This is a genomic window from Clavibacter tessellarius (genome assembly GCF_001618005.1).
Lineage (GTDB): Bacteria > Actinomycetota > Actinomycetes > Actinomycetales > Microbacteriaceae > Clavibacter > Clavibacter tessellarius_A.
This window is the reverse complement of the sequence record NZ_LQXA01000019.1, coordinates 141,158-162,811: the sequence shown is the minus strand read 5'-3', so window position 1 is coordinate 162,811 and position 21,654 is coordinate 141,158. Positions and strand designations below refer to the sequence as shown.

The window sequence follows — 21,654 nt, the reverse complement described above, 5'->3', positions numbered from 1 at the left end:
TCATCCACGAGCGCGGCGACCGCGAGGCGGACGGCAGCTGGACGCCGGCTCCGACAGGGGTCCGGAGCCGTGAGACGGTGGACGCATGAGACTCGCCGAGGCGCTGATGGAACGGTCCGACCTGCAGAGGCGCGTCGAGTCGCTGCGGAGCAGGATCCAGGCGAGCGCCCGGTACCAGGAGGGCGAGGATCCCGCGGAGGACGCGGCCGCGCTGCTCGCGGAGGCCGTCGAGACGGTCGACGTGCTGGCGGCGCTCGTGACGCGGATCAACCTCACCAACACGGCCGCCCGCCTCGACGACGGCACGCCGCTGACGTCCGCGCTCGCCCGGCGGGACGCGCTGCGGACGCGGCACGGGATCCTCACCTCGGCGGCCGACGCCGCCTCCGGCCGCGCGGGCGGGGGCATGGCCGCCGGCTACGCGCCGCGGCAGATGCGGAGCGAGCTGCGGCAGATCGCGGCGCTGCCGATCCGCGAGGTGCGCGACCGGGCCGACGACGCGGCGCGCGAGCTGCGGGAGCTCGACGCTCGGATCCAGCGCGCGAACTGGGAGGTGGAGCTGGTCGAGGAGGCAGGCGGGACGGAAGGCTAGGGGCGAGTCGGTAGTCGTCCGGAGCGGGCACACCCCGGCGGATCAGCGGGAATCCTGATCCCCTGTGGCGCGGAGGGCAGCGCACCCGGCGAGAGCCGAGCACACGTCAGCCCCGCACCTCGCACCGGGAACGGTGCACGGGAACAGCTCACCACCACGTGCCGGTCGGACGACGAGGGAGGGTTCGGGGACCTCGCCCCGTGATGCGGGCCCGGTGCGATGCGCGCCGGGCCCGTCGTCGTGCGCGGCTCAGTCGTCGAGGCCGCGGATCTCCGCGGCCGTCGCGACGCACGAGACCGCGGCCGCCTGGCCCGACGCGGACGACTCGACGACGACCCGGTCGTCCACGAGGATCCGGCAGGACAGGTCGCTCGGCTCCGTCCCGCCGACGCCCACGAGCGTCAGCCGCTGGTCGTCGAACGCGCTGCCGCCGGGGAGGACGACCTCGCGGGTGAACGGGAGGGTCTGCCCGTCGGCCTGGTCGATGCCGAAGACATCGCCGACCGCGCTCGTCCACGAGGCCGTGACCGAGGTCGCCGTGCCGGTGATCTCGTAGGTGACCTCGACGTCGTCCGGCGATCCGGTGCCCTGCGGCTCGGGCAGCGGCACCGGGCTCGCCGACGAGCGCGACTCCTCCACCGCGTCGCCGATGACCGACGCGATGCCCACCGTGTAGGCGATCGCGAGGACGATCGACAGGATCAGCGCCGCCAAGCTCACGATGAGGCCGGCGAGCGCGCTGCCCTTGGGGCGGTCGCGGAGCACCAGGCCGATGATCCCGAGCACGATGCCGGCGAACGCGAGGAACCCCGACACGTAGTTGAGGAGCGGGATGACGGCGCCGATGAGCGACACCACGCCCACGATGAGCGCGGCGACGCCGACCCCGTTCGACGTCTTCCGCTCGCGGGGCGCGGTCGGCTCGGGCTCGGGGGCGTAGCGGAAGGTCATGCATCGACCCTGCCAGGGATGCGAACGGATCCGGCCGTCGCGGGGTCACGATCCCGCGACGGCCTTGAGCGCGTGGGCTAGGCCAGCACCTCCGCGACCGGCATGAGCGGCATGTCCAGCGCCGCCGCCACGTGCGAGTTCGTCACGTGCCCGTCGTGCACGTTCAGCCCGAGGGCGAGCGCGGGATCCTCGGCGAGGGCCCGCTTCCACCCCTTCTCGGCGAGCGCGATCACGTACGGCAGCGTCGCATTGGTGAGCGCGCGCGTCGAGGTCTCCGGCACCGCGCCCGGCATGTTGGCGACGCAGTAGTAGACGCTGTCGTGCACCGGGAAGGTCGAGTCGTCGTGCGTGGTGGGGCGCGATCCCTCGAAGCAGCCGCCCTGGTCGATGGCGATGTCGACGAGCACGGAGCCCTTCTTCATCGTGGCGACCATCGCGTCGGTCACGAGCTTCGGCGCCTGCGCGCCGGGGATGAGGACGGAGCCGATCACGAGATCCGCGTCCTTCAGCTGCGCCGCGATCTCGTACGCGGAGGAGACGCGCGTCTGCACCTGCCCGCCGAAGCGGTTCTCGAGCTCGCGGAGGCGCGGGATGGAGAGGTCGATGATCGTGACGTCGGCGCCCATGCCGAGCGCGTTCGCCGCCGCGTGCTCGCCCGCGACGCCGCCGCCGATCACGACGACGCGCGCCTTCGGGGTGCCGGGCACGCCGCCGAGGAGGATGCCGCGCCCGCCGGCCGCGCGCATCAGGTGGTACGCGCCGACCTGGGTGGAGAGCCGGCCGGCGACCTCGCTCATCGGCTGGAGGAGCGGCAGCTGGCGGTTCGGCAGCTGCACGGTCTCGTAGGCGATGGCCGTGGTGCCGGAGGCGACGAGCGCATCCGTGCAGGGCCGCGACGCCGCGAGGTGCAGGTAGGTGAAGAGGGTCTGGCCGGCGCGCATGCGGGGGTACTCCTCCGCGATCGGCTCCTTGACCTTGAGCAGCAGATCCGCCGCGCCCCACACCTCGTCGGCCGTGGCGACGATGGTCGCGCCCGCCTCGACGTAGTCGGCGTCGGTGATGCTGGATCCGAGCCCCGCGCCCTCCTGCACGAGCACCTCGTGGCCGCGGCGCACGAGCTCGTGCACGCCCGCGGGGGTCGCGGCGACCCGGTTCTCGTTGTTCTTGATCTCGGTGGGGATCCCGACCTTCATGCGTGCTCCGTCTCGTCTCCCCGCGAGGTGCGGCCGGCGGCGGCGATGCGGGAGGGCGAGACTCATGGTGCCCATTGTGCGTTTCGAGCGCGTGAAATCCGTAGGATCGTCGGCGGCAGACGTACATCTGGTGCGATCCTGCGGAGCGGGAGGGCGAGCGGATCATGCGGACGAAGGAACTGCGGGCCCCCGAGCCGCTGGATGCGGTCGACCGGAAGCTCGTCGCCCTGCTCCGCGCCGACGCGCGCACCCCGAACAGCCGCCTCGCGGAGCAGGCGGGCATCGCGCCGTCGACGTGCGTGACCCGCGTGCGCGGCCTCGTCGAGCGCGGCGTGATCACGGGCTTCACCGCCACCATCGACGCGGATGCGGTGGGCGTGGGCCTGCAGGCGCTCATCAGCATCGCGATCCGTGCGGGCGCCCGGCACGAGATGGCCGCGTTCGCCGACGAGATGCGCGAGCTGGCGGATGTGGTGCAGCTCTTCTTCCTCGGCGGATCCGAGGACTTCATCCTCCACATCGCCGTCCGCGACAGCGACCACCTCCGCGACTTCGTGCTGAAGCACCTGTCGGCGCACCCGGCGGTGGCGTCGACCCGCACCAGCGTCGTGTTCGACCACCACCACTCGGGGCCGGCGGTGGGGGATCCGGGCGCCTAGCTGTACTCGGCAGCGCGCCGGATCCCCCACCGGGTTCAGCTGCCCGTGCGCACCACGTGCACGTCGAACGTGGCGCCGGCCGGGGCGTCGAACGCGATCCGCGTGGGCTGCGCGATCGGATCCGTCACCGCCGCCGGACGCTGCACCTTGACGGTGCGCTGCGTCACCCCGCCCACGACCACCGCGTAGGTGCCGGATGCGAGACCGGTGACCTCGGCCGCGCCGGAGTGCGCGGCGCCACCGCGGTTGAGCATCGCGAGGCGCAGGTCGGTGCTGTCCGAGCTCACCGTGGCGCGGGCGTACGCGTCGTCCTTCAGGTCCACCGAGAGCTGCTGCGTGACGAGGTGCAGGCGTCGCTGGAGGCCGTCCTCCGGGACGACGGTCTGCGATCCGCCGGCGGACGAGACGTCGGCGCCGTACGCGACGGTGCCGAAGATCGGGTCGTCGGTCACCACGTCGGCGCTCAGGGTCTGCATCGCACCCCAGAGCCCGAGGTCGCTCTCGCCGGTCATGCCGCGCCAGCCGTTGAGGAGCGGCACGTCGGATCCGCCGCCCACGCCCGTGGTGCCGAGGTTGCCGCGCTCGGACTGGTAGGTCCACGCGGAGGCGCCGATGTTCTCCGGGGCGGAGCTGATCTGCCCCGCGTTCACCGTGGCGAGCTCGGCCACCTTCCCGGCGTAGTTGAGCCGCTGCAATTCGGCCCGGCGGGCGGGCGAGACGGCCTGGGCGCCGGTCTCGAGGGCCGCCGTGTGGTTGATGTAGTCGTCCATCGTGTAGCCGGCGAGCGCCGCCGTGTACTGGAACTGCCAGGTGTTCTCGCCCGTGATGGTGGTGGGCACGGAGTTCCAGTACCAGACGGGCATGCGGCCGCGGTCGGCCTCGGTCTTCGACACGATGTCGCGCATGATCTTGAGCGCCTTCGTGCGATCCGCGTCGACGTTGGTGCGCGCGAGCATGTACACGGCCTCCTCGCCCGTGTTGTCGTAGGTGTACTCGGATCCGTACGGGTACTTCGCCGCGGAGACGTTGGCGTACTTCGTCGCCATCTTCTTCACGATGTCGTCGGCCTGCGCGCCCATGCCCTCGGCCCGGAGGTCGTCGATGAGGCGGGGCGTCGACTGCTCGCCCATGAGCCCGGTCGAGTAGTTGTAGAACACGTCCTTGTTGTCGTACAGCTCCTTGAAGACGCCATACGCCGCCTGGAGGTACCACTCGGCGGGGTGCTGGTACGCGACCGCCGACGGGTTCTTCTTCACGACCTCGTACATCGAGAGGAACGTGTTGTAGATGTGCGGGTACGCGTAGCCGCGCCCGATGGGGGTGTCGTTCTGGGCGCCCGGCTTCCCCTGCTCGAAGAAGTCGTGGATCACGTAGCTGGGCGCCGCGGTGGCCGAGGTGTTGCCCATGAGGTGCTCCCAGACCGCCTTCTGGAGGTACATGTCGAGCGCCTCGATCTGGTGCGCGTCGGGCCGGACGACCTGCTTCTCGGCGAGGAACTCCGCGTGCGGATATCCCCAGTCGTCGCCGAGGCCCCAGTAGCCGTCGTAGACGTTCCGGCGGCCCTCCGCGGGGTTCGCCGGGGTGGGGACGCTGCCGTCCTTGGCGTTCATCATCCAGTCGTCGAAGGTGTAGTCCCGGATGTCGGAGGCGGCGATGCCGTCCTTCGGCGTCCACTGCATCTTGTCGACCATGAACTGCGCGTGCATGTCGAGCAGGTGCGCGATGTCGTCGATCACCGAGAACTGGAGCACCGAGGTGCGCGCGGCTCCCGTCTGGTCGGTGTACGCCACCGTGACGTCGTTCGCGCCGAGCTGCGTGCGGTCGAACGCCATGTCGTAGATGCGGTAGTCGCCGTTGCCGCGTGAGAACGTGACCGTCGGATCCGTGGGGCTCGCACCGTGCAGGTCGTTGCGGTTGTGCGCCGTCACCGAGGTGATGGTGCCCTTCACGCGGAACGCCATCTCGGCCTTCCGGTCGACGGGCACGATGTAGCCGGGCACCACTGAGGTGTCGAGGAGGCCCTGGTCGTACATCGACTGCTTCAGCGCGTGATCGTCGGCGACCTTGCCGAGGTGGTACGTGTAGCTCTTCGACACACCGGGGGCGAGGGCGAGGCTGGTCGAGCCGAGGTAGCCGCGGTTCGTCTTCTGGATCGCCATGGAGTGCGCGTAGTAGACGTTGAGGCCCTTCACCATCGAGCCCTCCTTGTCCTCGTTCCAGGCCCACGGGGTGTCGCCCACCTCCTGGGTGCGCCAGCGGTCCTGGTACTCGAGGCCGGATCCGGTGGCGGTGTCCGGGGTCAGCGCGACGAACGGGCCCTGGCCGCTGGGGCGCTCGAGGGTGATGTAGGAGCCGTTCTTGCCCACGTAGGAGTGGGTGAGGACGCGGCGTTCGTAGATCCGGTCGCCGCCCTTCCACAGCTCGTTGCCGGGGACGGGCATGCCCCAGTCGCCGATGACGAGGCGCTGGCTGCCCGAGTTGGTGACGTCCTGCTTCCACGTGAGGGAGCCGTCGGCCGCGATCGAGTACGTCTCGCGCACGGTGAAGCCGGAGATGCCGCGCGGGTCCTTCGAGTCGGCGTAGGTGACCGTGACGCTCGTGGGCGTGGCCGTGACCGTGCGGGCGTCTTGCGACCGGGTGGTCCAGGCCGTCTTCCACGCGGTGGATCCGACGCCGTCCTTCGTGATCGCGCCGTCGCCCGTGGCGTAGGAGAACATCAGGTTGCCGAGCCACTGGCGGTTGCCCACGTCGGGATCCGCGGCCTGGTCGGGCGCGGTCGTGGGGTTCATGAGGTACTCGGTGTCGTGCAGGTCGCCGGCCACCTTCAGCGACTGGAGCGAGCCGTCGGAGGCGAAGCCGGCCCGGATCTTGCTCGACTTCAGCGTGTACGGGTACACGGTCGCGGCCTCGGCCTCCTCCGCGTTGGCGGAATGCGTGACCGCGACCGATCCGGTGGCGAGGACGGTGCCGACGACGAGCGTCGCCAGCCACCTCCTCCGGGTCCTGCTGCTGCTGCGTGGGCGTGACGACATGGCCTTCTCCTTCGTGGGACGGAGCCGGGCGCACGAGTGTGCGCCCGGCGGCGTGCGGACGAAGCGCCCCAGGTGGATCGCTGGCTGGTGCGTGGTGCGTGGGATGTGGTGCGGAGGGGCGCCCCTGCCGGTGTCGCGACGGGGGGATCGCAACCGGTGGCTGAGGATGGCATGCGGCCGGGGCGGGGTCGGCGGGTTCTCCACGGGGGGTGGTGTGCGCGGGCACGCCGAGTCCCGGTGCCGCGCGGGAGTCACCGCGCGACGAGTGGTCGGGCTACTCCCCCGACTGCCCCGCGTCCGTCACCGTCACGTCGGTGTGCACGAAGTTGAGGTGCGAGCGGGAGGCCGTGGGGCCGCGCTGGCCTTGGTAGCGGGAGGCGTACTCGCCGGATCCGTAGGGCTTCTCGGCGGGCGACGACAGGCGGAAGAAGCAGAGCTGGCCGATCTTCATCCCGGGCCAGAGCTTGATGGGCAGCGTCGCGACGTTCGACAGCTCCAGCGTGACGTGGCCGGAGAACCCGGGGTCGATGAAGCCGGCGGTGGAGTGCGTGAGGAGGCCGAGGCGGCCGAGCGAGCTCTTGCCCTCGAGGCGCGCGGCGACGTCGTCGGGCAGCGTGACCAGCTCGAACGTGGACCCCAGGACGAACTCGCCCGGGTGCAGGATGAACGGCTCCCCCGGCTTCGACTCGATGAGGCGCGTCAGCTCGGGCTGGTCCTCGGCGGGGTCGATGTAGGGGTACTTGTGGTTGTCGAACAGCCGGAAGAAGCGGTCGATGCGCACGTCGATGCTCGCGGGCTGCAGCATCCCGGGGTCGTAGGGGTCGAGGGCCACTCGTCCGGCGTCGAGCTCGGCGGTGATGTCACGGTCGGAGAGGAGCACGGCAGGAGCCTACCGGCGCGGGGTGGCGCCCGGCCGGACTCTTGCTAGGCTGTGGTCTCGACCCGGCTGATGGCCGGTCGCGCGAGTGTAGTTCAATGGTAGAACTTCAGCTTCCCAAGCTGATAGCGCGGGTTCGATTCCCGTCACTCGCTCCACACCAATATCAATATCAATTCGAGTTTTGATTGCCAAACTCAACCACTCAAGGCGCTTGGGCGACACCGTCAAGAGCTGGAGTTTGAAGAGATCCCAGAAACACTCTTTTGCAGTGTGCCTACATCTTTGAGCAAGCGAACAAGGTGCTCGTCAGTCATATCCAGTATGGGCTCGTACATAAACGAGTTTACATGAATATTCTCGGGCGTCATCAGCACCACTTCGTCAACAGTTCGAATTGCGTCACGATCGTCGGGGAAATTTTTCCTGTAATGCGCAAAGAGGTGGCCTGTCTGATTGGCACGTAAGCCATCAACAAACGACTGATCCGCAATTTTATCGACCATATACTTTTCTGCAGCAACACGAATCGCGATTGACAAAGTGATCTTATTCGCTAGATCCATGGTCACTGCGTCAGCGACGCATTTCTGCGCTTCCTCGCCAATCATCTCAGTTACGCTTTCATCCGGCCTCGGCCAGCAGCCAGTGGTTGAAAATAAGTCATTAAAGATAGTGTCGATATCAGCCTGGGTGACTGTGGCGGTTTCGGCTTTCCAGTGCAAGAGAGACGTCAACTTGACGTATCCAGGATCATCCTCGCCGCGTGTATACTCGAGTAGATTACGCACAAACGGAATTGCGGCAGATCGTTTGGTTGCATCCGTAAAGAAGTTTGGCTTAAAGTCCTTGATAAAAGGATTTTTAATTCCGGCTGCCCTTACTAGCTCCATCCCCGCTGGTGCCCTTTGTCCCATGAGGCACTGGCTGTAAGGTACAAAACGACTTTCAAGCGTGCGGAAGAAGTCGAAGTTATGCGTAAGGACCACAAGGCGAAAATTTGGCACCTCGGCGATATCCTTCAGGTACTGAATGATGGCATACTTGTTTTTATAGTCAAATGAGTCGGCAATATCATCAACGATAAATACGGTGTCACCCGGCACCCCCTTGCGGCGCTCGACCTCAAATAAAACATTAAGAATGTAAAGTGCCTTCTTCTCGCCCGTACTCAGGACGCCCAAGAGGTCTCCGCGGTCCACGGAAGTTCGGTCACCACCGTCCGCAAATTCAAAACCGAGCTTAGCGACCGGCTCAAGTCCAAGAACTACATTTGTGCGGTTCTCCGCAATTAAGGTGAACGGAACGAAGAAGCGACGATTGAATATTTCGATAACATCTTCCCACTGCCCCCTTTGCGCTCCGGCTTCCGCCTCAATTTCTGCTTTTCGCGATTCTGCCTTTCGAAAGCGAGATACTGCTTCCAGATAAAGGGGCTCGTTAGCCTTCAAATAAGACTTCCAGACACGCTCCTTAAAGCGCTCAACATTATCAAGCTCCAGAAGAAGCTCTTGATGGTCCGACACGAGGTCAAAAAAGCGCCGCGACTCGATATTTTTAGTGAGCTTGCTTTCGATCGCGGTGAATGTTTTGCGAAGTTGCGGGTCGTCGCTAATAGCCTCTTTCTCGGAAGCAATCAACTCCGCCAGCTGGGCCTGCGTCGACAGCGCGGTTCCATCAGCTCCGTCATTCAGAATGACGGAGTGCTTTGCTTCAAAGAAGCCGTTTCCACCCAGGCTTTTCGCGATAGTCTCGGCGTTGTAATAGCTGAAGGTTTTTCGGGAAAAATACGAGGACGAATCTAAAAGCTCATTAAAACGAGTGACATAATTGGCAAGGGATGAGGCAAAGTCTTTTGTTGCCAGAAGTGCAACAACTTTGTCGTCAAATAAAACGTCATACGGCAACCACGCGTAAGGAGACTCTTCGTCTTTAACTTCATCTTCGACACGAAGGAGGGCTTTGAAAAAGCTCTCGCGGTCACGCGTGAATGCCATCGAGAGCTCCGAAGACACGTCTTTTTTTGTTTGAGCTTGCGCCTTGAGTGCCGCAATTAGCTCCGCCTTCGACTCAATAATCTTACTCTGAATCGCCGCGTACTCCGAGCGGAGGACCTTGTCCACAAGGAGCGTTGAAGTATACTCCGTGGGCCCAATTTCCTCGTCATAAGAGACGATCACAACCACTTGGTCCGCCGTGAGGGCGGTATCATCTTCGTCAGTGATGGTCCTGGAGCTTTCGCGCTCTGGGAATACGTGATCCGTCGACTCCTCCCGTCGAGACAAATCGCTAAAGGCGCGGGCGAATGAAGTCTTCATCATTCCGTTAGGCGCGTAAATCGCAGTTGCTCTTGCATCCTTGAAGCTAAGATCTGCCTTCAAGTGACGAATACCGTGGCAATTCGTAAAGTCTATTTTTAGCTTTTTCATAAGTTATCGACCCCCGTGCTGGCACTTCGCGGAAAAGGTAAAAAGTGAGGTTGAACGTAGTCTGATTCGAAGATAACGAACGCGACGTCACGCGAACGGCGGCCTGGCTTCAGATACATTTCTCAATTGCTGGTTTACGCTTGAAACAGCGTCGTCGAGCCACCCGTCGTCGATCCAGAAACGATTTCCCGTCGGAGCCTGATTAGCGGTCTCCGCCCTACTAAGACGCTGCGACCCTGACGGATGCGTTGCCGGCCGCGCATGCAGAACATCATTGCGAATGGTGGCCACCTTAAATAGCGCCCTATATGCGGCAACCAAGTATGTTTTTGTTGGCCCGGCAGCGACTTCAGAAAGCGCAGCCTTTATCTCTATCGCGATCTGGGACGTCGTCCTGGACTCCAGCGCGGTCAGCGACAGCTGATCCGGTAAGTCGGAGGCAAGGCGGCCAAGGTCCCCCAACACCATCCACTCCACACTCGAAACCGTGTACGCAAGGGCACCTATGCGGGCGAGATATTCGGGTTCTGGGAGGAAAGCTACCGGGTGTTCCATATGACGAGTATGGCCTCGAGGCTTGAAGTAAGGACAAGCAGTTCTCAGCTGTGGCACCCCCAATAAGGGTGGCACCCGGCTTTATTGAACCTAGAGCGGCCGGGTGCACGAGAGTGAGCTGACGACCGACTCCACTCTTCTCTACCGACCAGCAAGGGCACACTATTAGCCCACGGACACAGTAAGGTGAGCAGCGCGTGTGGGAGGGTCTTCGGGGCTCGAGCGGCGGTCTTGATGAGTACGGCGATACTTTTTTTGCGGCCCACCAGTCCCGTCGTACTATCGCGAGGCTGAGATGTTACCGAGGGGTGGTCACTCTTGCGACGGGAGCTTGATTTGGCCCGGGCTTAGGCGTCGTACTACGGCCCTAAGCTCTGGTTCAGGCGGTGTTGGCTCCTCCCCACGATTACTGACGGAGCCCAAACGAGGTCGAGGACCAGATGCCCACAGGGCCTAAGCATAAGAAGTTCACCGAGCGCGATGATGATCCTGGATCGGTGTACGCTGAGGATTGTCGTTGCACTATTGGCGAGGACCATGACTCCGGGTCAGACGGCCCGTCGAGTAACATGCTGAGCGAGTCCGACGCCGAGGATATTTGGTTGTCGAGCGGCATGGACGAGGATTACGATTTTCGGTAGTCGATATACGGCGGGTCACCTCTCCGCCGGGGCGGAAGACGATAGGTCAGAAAGCTAGCGAATCTCACTGTTACCCTCCGGCAGCAACGACTCCGCCGTCGCCGCGTCGCCATCCCGGATCAAGTGCCCCATCTACTCGTCAGTGTGTAGCGCATGCGGCCGCGGCGGCCGCGGCATCAGGCCCTGGTGCGTGCGACCGCTCAGGACCTCCGTGGTCACCTCGCGGAGGGCGCAGAACACGTCGTGACCGCTGGCCTCGGGGATCAGGTGGTGGAACTCGATGTCGGCGGCGAGGAAGTCGACGAGGGCGCCGGCCTCGCAGGGGCGGCGGAGAGCGACCGCGAGATCGGCGATGCGCGTGCGCGTGCGCTGAGCAGTAGTCGCGTTAGGCGCGGCCAGTGACGCCGCGACCGGCTCGTCCGCGCGGCGCAGCTAGGTGAGGGAGCGGAACTGGTCCGAGCGGGCCGGGCCGGTGAGGCGCCAGCGGATGATGCGCGGGTCGGAGACGTTCCAACGGTCCGGGCCCTGCACCACGATGCCCGCGCGGCGCTTCGGCACGAGGAGCGCCATCGCCTCGAGGACGCGGACGCGGCTACGGGTGTTGTGTAGACGGAACGCGAGCGGCCCCGCCGCCGCCCGCCCCACGCAGGCACCGACGCCCACCTCCCCGGCCGGGCGCCGCCTCCCGCGACGCGATCCACGGATCCGCCCAGCCGAACGGAGACCCATGACCATCGAAGACTGGACGCAGACCCTCACCGCGGGGCCGCTCCTCCTGATCGCCGCGGGCGCCATCGCGGTCCTGCTGATCCTGATCATCACGCTGCGCATCCACGCGTTCGTCGCGCTGATCCTCGTGAGCCTCGTCACCGCGTTCGCCACCGGGATCCCGACCTCGCAGATCGTGACCGTGCTCGTCGGCAGCTTCGGATCCACGCTCGGCGCCGTCGCGCTGCTCGTGGGGCTCGGGGCGATGCTCGGGCGCCTGGTCGAGACCAGCGGCGGGGCGAAGGCGCTGGCCGACACCCTGATCCGCGTCTTCGGCGAGAAGCGCGCCCCCTTCGCGCTCGGCGTCGCGTCGCTGCTGTTCGGGTTCCCGATCTTCTTCGACGCCGGCCTCGTCGTGATGCTGCCCATCGTGTTCTCGGTGGCCCGGCGCCTCGGCGGCGGCGTGCTCCGCTACGGCCTCCCCGCGGCCGGCGCCTTCTCGGTGATGCACGTCTTCGTGCCGCCGCACCCCGGCCCCGTCGCGGCGAGCGAGTTCTTCGGCGCGAACGTCGGCATCGTGATCCTCGTGGGCCTCCTCGCCGCGATCCCCACCTGGTACGTCACCGCGTACCTGTTCGGCCTGTGGGTGGGGAAGAGGTTCGTGCTGCCGATCCCGACCCTGCTCGGCGAGGCCGACGCGCACGCCGAGTCGAACCCGCCGAAGTTCGGCACCGTCGTCGCCGTGCTGCTGCTCCCGCTGATCCTGATCTTCCTCAACACCGGCCTCAACGCCGCCTCCACCGGCGGGATCCTCCCCGAGGGCACGAGCGACCAGACCTGGTACCAGGTGCTCCGCACGCTCGGCGAGACGCCCGTCGCGCTCCTCATCTCGCTGCTGTTCGCGGCGTTCGTGCTCGGCCGGCGCCGCGGGATCGACAAGAGCGCCCTCGAGAAGACGCTCGAGTCGGCGCTCGGCCCGGTCTGCTCGGTGATCCTGATCACCGGCGCGGGCGGCATGTTCGGCGGTGTCCTCCGCACCAGCGGCATCGGCAACGCCCTCGCCGACGTGCTCGGCGACCTCGGCATCCCGATCATCCTGGCCGGCTTCCTCATCGCCGCGATCCTCCGCATCGCGCAAGGGTCGGCGACGGTCGCGCTCACCACGGCCGCGGGCCTCGTCTCCCCGGCGATCCTCGCGGGCGACTTCAACGCCTTCCAGGTCGCGGCGCTCGTCGTGGCGGTGGCCGGCGGATCCGTGGTCGCGAGCCACGTGAACGACTCCGGATTCTGGCTCGTCGGCCGCTTCTTCGAGATGGACGTGAAGACGACCCTCAAGACGTGGACGGTGATGGAGACGGCCATCGGCGCGATGGGCTTCGCGATCGCGGCGGCGGTGTTCGGGGTGGCGTCGGTCGTGTAGGCGACGACCCCGCCTTCCAGTAGGAGGCCAAGAAGGCTGGTCACATACCACGGCGCTCCGCCCTTCGCTGGGTATGCCGTCAAAGCCTGTGGAAAAAGAGCCGTCCGGTCGCTACCGTCTTAAGAGCTGATCAGCACGACCGTCCGACTCCGATCCGAGAGGACCCAGGAAGATGAAGCGCAAGAATCAGATATCGGCCCTCCTGCTCAGCGGTGCGGTGGGAGTGGCCGTCGCATTCGGCGGGACGAGTCCCGCCGTGGCAGCCGCATCATCGGCTCCTGCCGAATCGACCGGGCAGAGCGCGCCCTCGGAGGCCCAGCTGCGGGACTTCGAGCAGGGCCTGGCCCTCGTGGAGCAGATCCCCGATGACGTCCTCGTCCAGGGCGACGCTGCAACGCAGCAGTGGCTGGCCGCGAACGCGCCCGCGAACACCGCACCGGAGGGCATGGTGAGCACGCAGGCCAGCGTCCTCGGCTGCGGCGCGGCGATCGCGACCGTGATCGCGTCCACGGCCTTCCCCGCCGCCAAGATCCTCAAGGTCAAGGCCCTGATCAAGTCGCTCGGGGGAGTCACAGAGGCCGCGAAGATCATGTGGGGCGCGAGCTTCTCCTACGAGAAGGTGCAGGCCCTCGGGGGTGCTGCGGCCGCCCTCGCCGGTGAGCTCATCGGCGTCACCCAGATCAAGGAGCAGTGCTTCTCATGAACCGCTGGCTCCGGGCCCTCGCGCCGATCCTCCTGACCCTCCTCGCGGTCGTGACCTTCCTCACGATCGATCACGTCCTCGGGATGCTCCTCATCGTGGTCGCCCTGGCCGTCGCGTTCCTCTCCGGCCGGGCCGTGCTCGGGCGGGTGCCGGCGCGGCCGGCTGGTGACATCGACGCCCGAGCGGTGCGCGCGTACCGCGAGGACCACCCCGGCACCTCCATCGGGGATGCGGTGACCGCGGTGGGCCGAGACCGCCGCTGACGTCGCGCGGCGCGGGCGGGCGTGGCGCCTCCCGCCCGCGCCGGGTCGCCCCGGGACTGGTCCGGCTAGGTGCGGCCCTCGCCACCGGCGCCGCTCCGGATCCACGCGTCGCCGTCGCCGACGCGGTCGAACAGGATCCGCGTGTGCCGCCGGTCGGGCGAGCCCTGCCAGAACTCCACGTGCGCGGGGCGGATGCGCCACAGCACCCAGTCGCCCGGATCCACGTCCGCGCGGGCCGCGGCCGAGCGCGCGGCCAGGTCGGCGGCGCTCTCCTCGGCGGTGGCCTCCGCGACGGATCCGCGCACCCGCACCGCCCGCACGATCGGCTGCCACCAGAACGCGAGCGCCGCCACCGGGTTCGCCGCGAGCTGCGCGCCCTTGGCGGAGGAGCGCGTGCCCGCGAACGCCCAGCCGCGCGGGCCGACGTCCTTGAGGATCAGCGTGCGGGCGTCGGGCAGGCCGTCCGCGTCGACCGTCGCGAGCGTCGCCGCGTGCGGCTCGGGGACGCCCGCGTCGACGGCCGCGGTGATCCACGTGCGGAAGAGGTCGTCGGGGTCGTCCGGGAGCGCAGCGAGGTCGAGCGACGGCGCGGATCCGGTGAGCGAGGGCTGCGCGCGCAGCCAGCGGGCGAGGTCGTCGGTGGGCATGGGGCCATCCTCGCGGGCGGTCGCCCGGTACAGAACGTCGAGCCGACGGGGAGCGCCTCACTGAGGATCTCGTGGGCGTCCTCCGTGACGTTCATGGCGACGCGGGCGGGGTCGGCCCGGCACCCCGCCATAGACGCCCCGCGCGGACGCCGTGTCCGCATCCGCGGGGAGCACGGTCAGGCAGTCGATCGGGAGCGCGGCTCGGGCGGCCGGGCGGCGGGAGTGGCGGACGACGAGCGTCAGAGATCCGGGCCGAACTCCACGTACCCCGTGCCTCGGTCGTAGCGATAGCCGATCGGGAAGCGCACCGTCATCGCGCCGTTCGGGAAGCGGTCGGTCACCTCCTCCGCGAACGCGTACGCCTCCTGTCGCGTCGCGAAGACCCCGAGGATCGTGTTGTCGGGAGTCTCGTCGTGCTGGACGACCCACACCTCCGATGCCATGCCACCACCGTAGGGCGCGGCCGGGCATCCTCATCGTCGCGTCCCCGGCTGACACCTGGGGCACCACCACGCCCGCCGCCCGCGCTCGCTCGTGCCGCCCGGATCGTCCACGCCGACCACCGTCGTGCCGCAGCGCAGGCACGGCCGGCCCGCGCGGCCGGCCACCCAGTGCGTGCGGCCGCGGCGGGGATCACCCGTCGTGATCTGGTACGCCGCCGGCACCGTCGCCGAGTGGCGCAGCGAGCGAGCGGCGAGGTCGACGAGTGGCGGCAGGTCGACGTCGCGGACGCGCGTCGCGGGGTGCACGCCGCGCAGGAAGCCGACCTCGTTGACCCAGAGGTTGCCGAGGCCGGCCATCGGGCGCTGGTCGAGGAGGGCCGCGCGGATCGCGTCGTCCGGCCGGGCGGCGAGGCGGGCGACGGCGAGCGCCGGATCCCAGTCGTCACGCAGCGGGTCCGGCCCGAGATGGCCGATGGCCGCGCGCTCGTCGCGGGTGGGGATCAGCTCGACCACGGGCAGGTCGATGCCCCAGAGGGTGCGGCCGTCATCGAGGCGGAGGCGCACGCGCACCTGGTGCCGGATCCGCTCGGGGACGCGCTTGCCCGGCCCGGTGACCGTCCACGAGCCCTGCATGCGCAGGTGCGTGTGCAGGGTGGACGCGTCGTCCAGCCGCATGAGCAGGTGCTTGCCGTGCGTGTCGAACCCGGTGATGCGCCGCCCGCCGAGCCGCGCTCCCGCCCGTGCGCCGGACCGCAGCTCCCCGTCCGCGACGATCGCGCCCGCGACCTGCGCGCGGAGGCGCGCGGCGAGGACGAAGACGGAGTCACCCTCGGGCATGGGTCGACGGTAGCGGGGGCCGCCGACACGGGATCAGGCGGGCTGGGCAGGCGGGTCGGACGAGACGGGCGCGTCCGCACGCGGGAGGTCGCCGACGGTCGCGGCGTACCGCGACATGCGGCGGTGCTGCACGATCGCGAACGGCAGCGTGCCGGCGAACACGACGAGGCTGATGAGGAAGAGGACGAACAACCAGCCGTCGATGTCGCCGCGGATGAGGGTGGGGACGAAGATCCCGACTAGCAGCATGAGCGACTGCGCCAGCTGGAACGGCTGCAGCGTGCGGCTGAAGACGGCGAGCCGCGCGGCGCGCCACTCGAGCTCGGGCTCGAGCTCCTCGCCCTTGCCTAGGGCACGCTGCGCCACCGCCTTCCGGTGCTCCTTCGCCAGGCCCCCGGTGATGGCGGATCCCGAGAGCTGCGCGCCGATCGAGACGAACAGGCACGTGAGCGCCGGCGCGAGCAGCGAGAACTGGAGCACGAGCGCGATGACCGTGGCCGCATCCTGCCGCTCGAACCGGCCGAGCAGCAGCGTGCCGCCGACGGTCACGACGAGCGCGACCACGAACACCAGGCCGATGAGGCGCCACTTGCGTCGCGCCGTGTCGGCGGTCCAGTCGAGGTCGATCGAGAGGGTCGGGCTGTCGTCGGCCAGGCGCGCGCCGAGCCGGCGGACGGCGGCGGCCTGGGCACGCAGCACGAGGATCCAGCTGGCGGCGGCCGTCGCGACGGCGGCCACGACGAACCCGATGACGACGAGCGGGGAGACGCCGCCGACCAGCGACGCGACCGCGTGCACGACCACGGCGAGCGCGGTGATGCCGACCCACACGATCACCCGCACCGGGCGCCGGCGCGTCCCGACGGTGCGCTAGGGGTCCCGCCACGACTGCAGCTCCAGCAGGCCGAGGGCCGGGGCGAACGCGAGCGCGAGCAGGCCCGCGGTGACCTGCGGGAGGATCGCGGCCGCATCCGCGTCGGCGACGACGGCCACCTGGTACAGCCCGAAGCCGTAGAGCGTGCCGAGGCCGAGGATCAGGGCGACCAGGACGATCAGGAGTGCGATGCGGGAGCCGAGGCCGCCGGCGCGCGCCGTGTCGGTCGGGGTGGATCCGGGGGCCGTGCCGCGCGAGCTCATGCGCCGACCGTATCGGTCGCCGACGCTCGCTCCGATCCCTTCAGCTCGCGCGTGGACGCGGCGTAGCGGCTGCGGCGCCGGTGCGGTCCGGCCGGTGTCGAGGGGTGGTCGGATCCGTGCCGCGTGCGCTCCCCGATCGACGCCATGGACCCACGGGCGCTCCGACGGCTCCCCGGCACGGGGCAGACCGACCGCGGACGCCGCCTGCCGGATCAGCCGAGCGGCACGCCCGTCGGCGCCGACCAGCGGTCGGCCTCCACCGCTCCCGGCCGCGGGGATGCGGCCAGCGCGATCACGGCATCGCCGGCCGAGTGCACCAGCACGCTGCCGTAGGCGACCCCGAGGACGGCCGCGAGGAGCGCGCCGACGAACGCGAGGGCGATGGCGACGGACGTCAGCACGGAGGTGGCACCGGGCGGCGTCATGGACGCCGCGCCGAACACGCAAGCGGACGCGCCCATCACGATGAGCACGAGGCCCGCGGCGCTGAACGCCTCGCCGATGCGGCAGGCCCGGGCGATCCGCGCGGCCCGCCACTCGTGGTCCGGCGCGAGCGCCGCGCCCGCGCCGCGGATACGTCGGAGGACGGCCGTCCGCGTCGGCCTGTCGAGGTCGAGGAGGAGGGGACGCAGGGCCCGTCCGGCCGGACGCACCACGAGCATGCTCGCGATGCCGGCGACGATGCCCGCCGCGCCGATGCTCAGCGCCATGACGCCGTCGGCCAGCGGCGACGACGGGTCGACGGGCGGCGCCTGCACGGCGGCCCCGACCACCATCGTGAGGAACGCCAGCCCGCCGATCCCGGCGACGCGCAGGAGCACGGCGCGGCGGTCCCACGGCACGTCGGCCGGGAACGGGACACCGTCGAGGAGGCCGTCGCGGAGCTCGGCCGCGTCGGCCCCCGCCCGTCCGCCGAGGATCCGGCTGGCGGCACCGACCCCGACCGCGCCCGCCAGCGCGCCCGCGACGTGCACGAGGGGCAGGCCGATCTCGAGCGACTCGACCACCGCCGGGATCGCCGCGAGACCCGCGAGGCCCGCGACCAGCGCCGGGGCGCGGAGGCCGAGGACGGTGGTCGCGGGAGGGGCGCCGAGGGCGCGCCGGATGGCGTCCCCGCGCGCCGCGCGGCCAACCAGGGCCGGGAGCAGCACGAGCGCCGCCGACGCCGCGATCCAGGCCGGGGCGTCGTGCGCGGCGGACGGGTCCGCGAGGACGACGACGAGTCCGCGCACGAGGAGCACGACGGTGCCGAGGAGCAGGGTCCAGAAGGCGGTCGCCGCCACGGCGGTCCCGGACCTCCCGGTCGACGCGGGCGGGGCGGGGAGGGGCGAGGGCACCCGCTGAAGGTAGCGGTCGCGCGCGTCGCCGCGCGCGGAGCCTCCCGGGCCCGCCCCTCCCCACGTGAACGCCCGCTGGATCCTCCCCCGCTCCCCCGCGCGCCCACCCCCGCGGCGCCCGCGACGGGCCACACTCGATCCACGCAGCCGCGCCCCACGCGCGGCGCACGCACCGATCCCGACCCCGCCAGCCGCGCATCCGCCGCGAAGGAGCACCATGAAGATCACCGGCCGCACCGTCCTCATCACCGGAAGCACCTCGGGCATCGGCCTCGGGCTCGCCGAGCGCCTCCACGCCGCGGGCAACCGCGTGGTCGTCGCGGGGCGGCGCGCGGAGCTGCTCGACGAGATCACCGCCCGGCACGAGGGCATGGCGTCGGTCGTGCTCGACGTGGCCGACCCCGCGTCCATCACCGCCGCCCGCGACGAGCTCGCGCGCAGCCACCCCGACCTCGACGTGGTGATCACCATGGCCGGCATCATGCAGCCGGAGGACCTCCGCGACCCCGCGCACCAGGCCACCGCCGAGGCCATCGTCACCACGAACCTCCTCGGCACCATCCGCACGGTCGACGCGTTCCTGCCGGGCCTCCTCGCCAGCGACGAGGCCACGCTCATGACCGTCTCCTCCGGCCTCGCGTTCGTGCCCCTGGCCGTCACACCCACCTACAGCGCCACGAAGGCGGCGGTGCACTCGTACACGCAGAGCCTGCGCGCGCAGCTGGCCGGATCATCGGTCGAGGTCGTCGAGCTCGTGCCGCCCAAGGTGCAGACCGCGCTCATGCCCGGGCAGGCGGAGGCGGCCGACGCGATGCCGCTCGAGGACTTCCTCGACGAGGTCATGGGCATCCTGCAGGCCCGCCCGGAGGACGAGGAGATCCTCGTGCAGGACGTGCACGGCCTCCGCTTCGCCGAGCGTGACGGCCGTCACGACGAGATGCTCGCGCTGCTCAGCGGACGGTAGGCGCCTCAGCTGCTCTGCCGCACCACCAGCGTCGTCGGCACGAGGGTCAGCGGATCCACGTCCTCGCCCGCCACCAGCCGCACCAGCACCTCGGCCATGGTCCGCCCGAACTCCTGGCTGGGCTGGCGCACGGTGGTGAGCGGCGGCACGGCCGACTCCGCGAGGTAGTCGTCGTCGAAGCCCACGACGCCCACGTCCTCCGGCACCCGCAGGCCGTGCTCCCGCAGGGCCGTGTAGACGCCTGCGGCCATGCGGTCGCTCGCGGCGAACACCCCGTCGATCGGCTCGCCGCGCGCGAGCAGCGCGCGCATCGCGTCGGCACCGGACGCGGGCGAGAAGTCGCCGACCGCGACGCGCGTCGGATCCAGGCCCGCCGCCGCCATCGCCTGCCGGAAGCCGCGCAGCCGGTCGATGCCCGCGGGCATGTCCTGCCGGCCGGCCACCGTGGCGATCCGCGTGCGGCCGCGCGCGATCAGGTGCTCGGTCGCGACGCGCGCCGCCCCCACGTTGTCGACGTCGACGGTGGGCGCGTCGCGGTCGTCCTCACGCAGCGGGCGGCCGGCGAACACGACCGGCAGCCGGTCGCGCAGGCCGCTGAAGGTCGCGTCCCCGGAGTGGTGCGAGACGACGAGCACCCCGTCGACGTTGCCGCCGAGCAGGAAGCGCCGCGTCTTCTCCGCCTGCGCGGGCGAGGAGATGAGGAGCGTGAGGGTGTGCTCGGTGGCGGCGAGGTGGGTCATGGCGCCCTGGATCAGGGATGCGAAGAACGGATCCGCGAACACGCGCGCGGTCTGCTCCGGCATCACGAGCGCGAGGGCGTTCGTGCGGCGTCCCGCGAGCGAGCGCGCCGCCCGGTTGGGCACGTAGTCGAGCTGCGCGATGGCGGCCTGGACGGCGGCGACGGCACCGGGCGCGACCTTGCCCGATCCGTTCACCACCCGCGAGACCGTGGCCCGGCTGACCCCGGCGAGCGCGCCGACCATCTCGAGCGTGGGCTGCTGCTGCTCGTCGTCGGCGGCCACGGTCCCCCTCAGGTGCTGCTCGGATCAGGCGCGGCGTGGATCAGGTCGAGTGTACGGCCGCGGTCCCCGGCCTAGGCTCGTCGCATGTCGACGTCGATGCCGCCCTCGCCAGCGCCCTCCCCCGACGGCGACGGCGACGGCGACGGCGACCGCGACCGCACCGGCACCGGCACCGGCACCGGCACCGGCACCGGCACCGGCCACGACGCCGCCCACGACGCCGCCCGCCCCACCCGCTGGGCCGTCGTCGGTGCCGCCGGCATCGCCCGCTCGGTCGTGCCCGACATGCTGCTCGTGCCCGGGATCGAGGTCGTCGCCGTGCACTCGCGCACCCGCGCGAGCGCCGAGGAGCTGGCGGCGGCGTGCGGCATCGCGCGGATCCACGACACCCTCGAGGCGCTCCTCGCCGACCCCGAGGTGGACGCCGTCTACGTCGCCACCCCGCACACCCTCCACCGGTCGCAGGCCGAGGCTGCGCTCCGCGCCGGCAAGCACGTCGTCTGCGAGAAGCCCCTCACCACGACGGCCGCCGACACCCGCGCGCTCGTCGACCTCGCGCGCGCCGAGGGCCGGCTCCTCCTCGAGGCGCTGTGGATGGCGTTCTCCCCCGGCTACCTCGCCGTGCGCGCGGCGCTGGACGCGGGCCGCATCGGCGATCCCCGCGCCATCGCCGTGTCCTTCGGCTTCGTCACCGAGGAGGGCGCGGGCCGCCTCTGGGATCCCGGGGTCGGCGGCGGCACGCTGCTCGACATGGGCGTGTACCCGCTCGCCTTCGCGCACGGCCTGTTCGGCGCGCCCTCCTCGGTGTCCGCGATCGGCACCGTGCTCCCGCGCGGCGTCGACACCGAGGTCGCGATCCTGCTCGGCTGGCCCGACGGCCGCCAGGCCACGCTCGCCTGCTCGCTCGTCGCGGCACTGCCCCTGGGCGCGACCGTCAGCGGCACGGCCGGCCGCATCGAGGTGGATCCGCTCTTCCTCGCCTCCTCGGGCCTCGTGATCGTGCCCGCCGACGGCGACGCCGAGCGGCAGGAGCACGACATCGAGGGCCGCGGCTACGTGCCCATGTTCCGCGCCGCGCAGGAGGCGATCCGCGCGGGCAGCGTCGAGTGCGCCGAGATGCCGCACGCCGAGTCGGTGGCCCTCGCCGAGCTGACGGACCGGATCCTCGCGGACATCGGCGCGCGCTGACGGCACCGGGTCCACCGGCGGCGACCATCCGCGCAGGCACCCGTCCGAGGAGACGC

21 protein-coding genes and 1 tRNA gene are annotated in these 21,654 nt (G+C 69.7%); 8 read left to right on the top strand and 14 right to left on the bottom strand.

The window, feature by feature from the left end; translation table 11 throughout:
* The first annotated feature begins 85 nt into the window (after positions 1-85).
* Positions 86-592 carry a DIP1984 family protein gene (locus tag AWH51_RS04960; protein WP_063070990.1) on the top strand — a complete coding sequence of 169 codons (507 nt, stop codon included), beginning with the start codon at positions 86-88 and terminating at the stop codon, positions 590-592.
* 249 nt (positions 593-841) lie between these two features.
* On the opposite strand, the gene AWH51_RS04955 is transcribed toward AWH51_RS04960, so the two are convergent.
* Both AWH51_RS04955 and ald read right to left on the bottom strand, forming a co-directional pair.
* Positions 842-1,543 (bottom strand): hypothetical protein, encoded by a 702-nt coding sequence (locus tag AWH51_RS04955; RefSeq protein WP_063070989.1) that lies wholly within the window; start codon positions 1,541-1,543, stop codon positions 842-844.
* A gap of 77 nt (positions 1,544-1,620) precedes the next feature.
* Positions 1,621-2,736 (bottom strand): alanine dehydrogenase, encoded by a 1,116-nt coding sequence (gene ald, locus AWH51_RS04950; protein ID WP_063070988.1) that lies wholly within the window; start codon positions 2,734-2,736, stop codon positions 1,621-1,623.
* A 164-nt stretch (positions 2,737-2,900) separates the two neighbouring features.
* Between ald and AWH51_RS04945 the strand changes: the two genes are divergently transcribed.
* The gene (locus tag AWH51_RS04945; protein ID WP_081234865.1) at positions 2,901-3,395 is read left to right on the top strand and encodes an Lrp/AsnC family transcriptional regulator; all 495 of its coding nucleotides are present in this window, start codon (positions 2,901-2,903) and stop codon (positions 3,393-3,395) included.
* 35 nt (positions 3,396-3,430) lie between these two features.
* On the opposite strand, the gene AWH51_RS04940 is transcribed toward AWH51_RS04945, so the two are convergent.
* Together AWH51_RS04940 and dcd are read right to left on the bottom strand one after the other, a co-directional pair.
* Positions 3,431-6,427: a DUF5695 domain-containing protein gene (locus AWH51_RS04940; RefSeq protein WP_063070987.1), complete on the bottom strand. Its 2,997-nt coding sequence runs from the start codon at positions 6,425-6,427 to the stop codon at positions 3,431-3,433.
* 274 nt (positions 6,428-6,701) lie between these two features.
* On the bottom strand, positions 6,702-7,307 hold the full coding sequence (dcd, locus tag AWH51_RS04935; RefSeq protein WP_043583745.1) for a dCTP deaminase: 606 nt from the start codon (positions 7,305-7,307) through the stop codon (positions 6,702-6,704).
* Positions 7,308-7,388: 81 nt separating this feature from the next.
* Here dcd and AWH51_RS04930 point away from each other — a divergent pair.
* A tRNA-Gly gene (locus AWH51_RS04930) sits at positions 7,389-7,462 on the top strand.
* Positions 7,463-7,531: 69 nt separating this feature from the next.
* Here AWH51_RS04930 and AWH51_RS15650 read toward each other — a convergent pair.
* The 3 genes from AWH51_RS15650 to AWH51_RS16560 all read right to left on the bottom strand — a co-directional run bounded on the left by AWH51_RS15650 (position 7,532) and on the right by AWH51_RS16560 (position 11,487).
* Positions 7,532-9,733 (bottom strand): phage infection protein, encoded by a 2,202-nt coding sequence (locus tag AWH51_RS15650; RefSeq protein ID WP_081234863.1) that lies wholly within the window; start codon positions 9,731-9,733, stop codon positions 7,532-7,534.
* Between the two features lie 1,328 nt (positions 9,734-11,061).
* Positions 11,062-11,328: an FCD domain-containing protein gene (locus AWH51_RS16440; protein ID WP_254654483.1), complete on the bottom strand. Its 267-nt coding sequence runs from the start codon at positions 11,326-11,328 to the stop codon at positions 11,062-11,064.
* A 33-nt stretch (positions 11,329-11,361) separates the two neighbouring features.
* Positions 11,362-11,487, bottom strand: a complete 126-nt coding sequence (locus AWH51_RS16560; RefSeq protein WP_302621239.1) for a hypothetical protein — start codon at positions 11,485-11,487, stop codon at positions 11,362-11,364.
* Between the two features lie 169 nt (positions 11,488-11,656).
* Between AWH51_RS16560 and AWH51_RS04920 the strand changes: the two genes are divergently transcribed.
* The 3 genes from AWH51_RS04920 (at position 11,657) to AWH51_RS04910 (ending at position 14,023) form a co-directional block, all read left to right on the top strand.
* Positions 11,657-13,057 carry a GntP family permease gene (locus AWH51_RS04920; RefSeq protein ID WP_063070986.1) on the top strand — a complete coding sequence of 467 codons (1,401 nt, stop codon included), beginning with the start codon at positions 11,657-11,659 and terminating at the stop codon, positions 13,055-13,057.
* Between the two features lie 256 nt (positions 13,058-13,313).
* Entirely contained in the window at positions 13,314-13,760 is a 447-nt protein-coding gene (locus AWH51_RS04915) for a hypothetical protein (RefSeq protein WP_131798103.1), read from the top strand.
* On the top strand, positions 13,757-14,023 hold the full coding sequence (locus tag AWH51_RS04910; protein WP_063070984.1) for a hypothetical protein: 267 nt from the start codon (positions 13,757-13,759) through the stop codon (positions 14,021-14,023). The genes AWH51_RS04915 and AWH51_RS04910 overlap by 4 nt, the downstream gene beginning before the upstream one ends.
* Before the next feature lie 65 nt (positions 14,024-14,088).
* Here AWH51_RS04910 and AWH51_RS04905 read toward each other — a convergent pair whose 3' ends face one another.
* From AWH51_RS04905 to AWH51_RS04880, 6 genes are all read right to left on the bottom strand, one after another.
* Entirely contained in the window at positions 14,089-14,670 is a 582-nt protein-coding gene (locus tag AWH51_RS04905) for a pyridoxine/pyridoxamine 5'-phosphate oxidase (RefSeq protein ID WP_063070983.1), read from the bottom strand.
* Positions 14,671-14,909: 239 nt separating this feature from the next.
* Entirely contained in the window at positions 14,910-15,113 is a 204-nt protein-coding gene (locus AWH51_RS04900) for a hypothetical protein (protein ID WP_063070982.1), read from the bottom strand.
* Between the two features lie 30 nt (positions 15,114-15,143).
* The gene (locus AWH51_RS04895) at positions 15,144-15,950 is read right to left on the bottom strand and encodes a DNA-formamidopyrimidine glycosylase family protein (RefSeq protein ID WP_063070981.1); all 807 of its coding nucleotides are present in this window, start codon (positions 15,948-15,950) and stop codon (positions 15,144-15,146) included.
* A gap of 33 nt (positions 15,951-15,983) precedes the next feature.
* Positions 15,984-16,781 carry a hypothetical protein gene (locus AWH51_RS04890; RefSeq protein WP_131798102.1) on the bottom strand — a complete coding sequence of 266 codons (798 nt, stop codon included), beginning with the start codon at positions 16,779-16,781 and terminating at the stop codon, positions 15,984-15,986.
* A gap of 39 nt (positions 16,782-16,820) precedes the next feature.
* Complete coding sequence (locus tag AWH51_RS04885) at positions 16,821-17,087, bottom strand: hypothetical protein (RefSeq protein ID WP_063070979.1); 267 nt, start codon at positions 17,085-17,087, stop codon at positions 16,821-16,823.
* Positions 17,088-17,299: 212 nt separating this feature from the next.
* Positions 17,300-18,424 (bottom strand): hypothetical protein, encoded by a 1,125-nt coding sequence (locus tag AWH51_RS04880; RefSeq protein WP_131798101.1) that lies wholly within the window; start codon positions 18,422-18,424, stop codon positions 17,300-17,302.
* A gap of 217 nt (positions 18,425-18,641) precedes the next feature.
* Here AWH51_RS04880 and AWH51_RS04875 point away from each other — a divergent pair, with 217 nt between their 5' ends.
* Positions 18,642-19,388 carry an SDR family oxidoreductase gene (locus AWH51_RS04875; RefSeq protein ID WP_063070977.1) on the top strand — a complete coding sequence of 249 codons (747 nt, stop codon included), beginning with the start codon at positions 18,642-18,644 and terminating at the stop codon, positions 19,386-19,388.
* Between the two features lie 5 nt (positions 19,389-19,393).
* Here the strand turns inward: AWH51_RS04875 and AWH51_RS04870 are convergent, their stop codons facing one another.
* Positions 19,394-20,371: a LacI family DNA-binding transcriptional regulator gene (locus AWH51_RS04870; RefSeq protein WP_063071041.1), complete on the bottom strand. Its 978-nt coding sequence runs from the start codon at positions 20,369-20,371 to the stop codon at positions 19,394-19,396.
* 123 nt (positions 20,372-20,494) lie between these two features.
* Between AWH51_RS04870 and AWH51_RS04865 the strand changes: the two genes are divergently transcribed.
* Positions 20,495-21,598 carry a Gfo/Idh/MocA family protein gene (locus tag AWH51_RS04865; RefSeq protein WP_254654475.1) on the top strand — a complete coding sequence of 368 codons (1,104 nt, stop codon included), beginning with the start codon at positions 20,495-20,497 and terminating at the stop codon, positions 21,596-21,598.
* Positions 21,599-21,654: the final 56 nt, after the last annotated feature.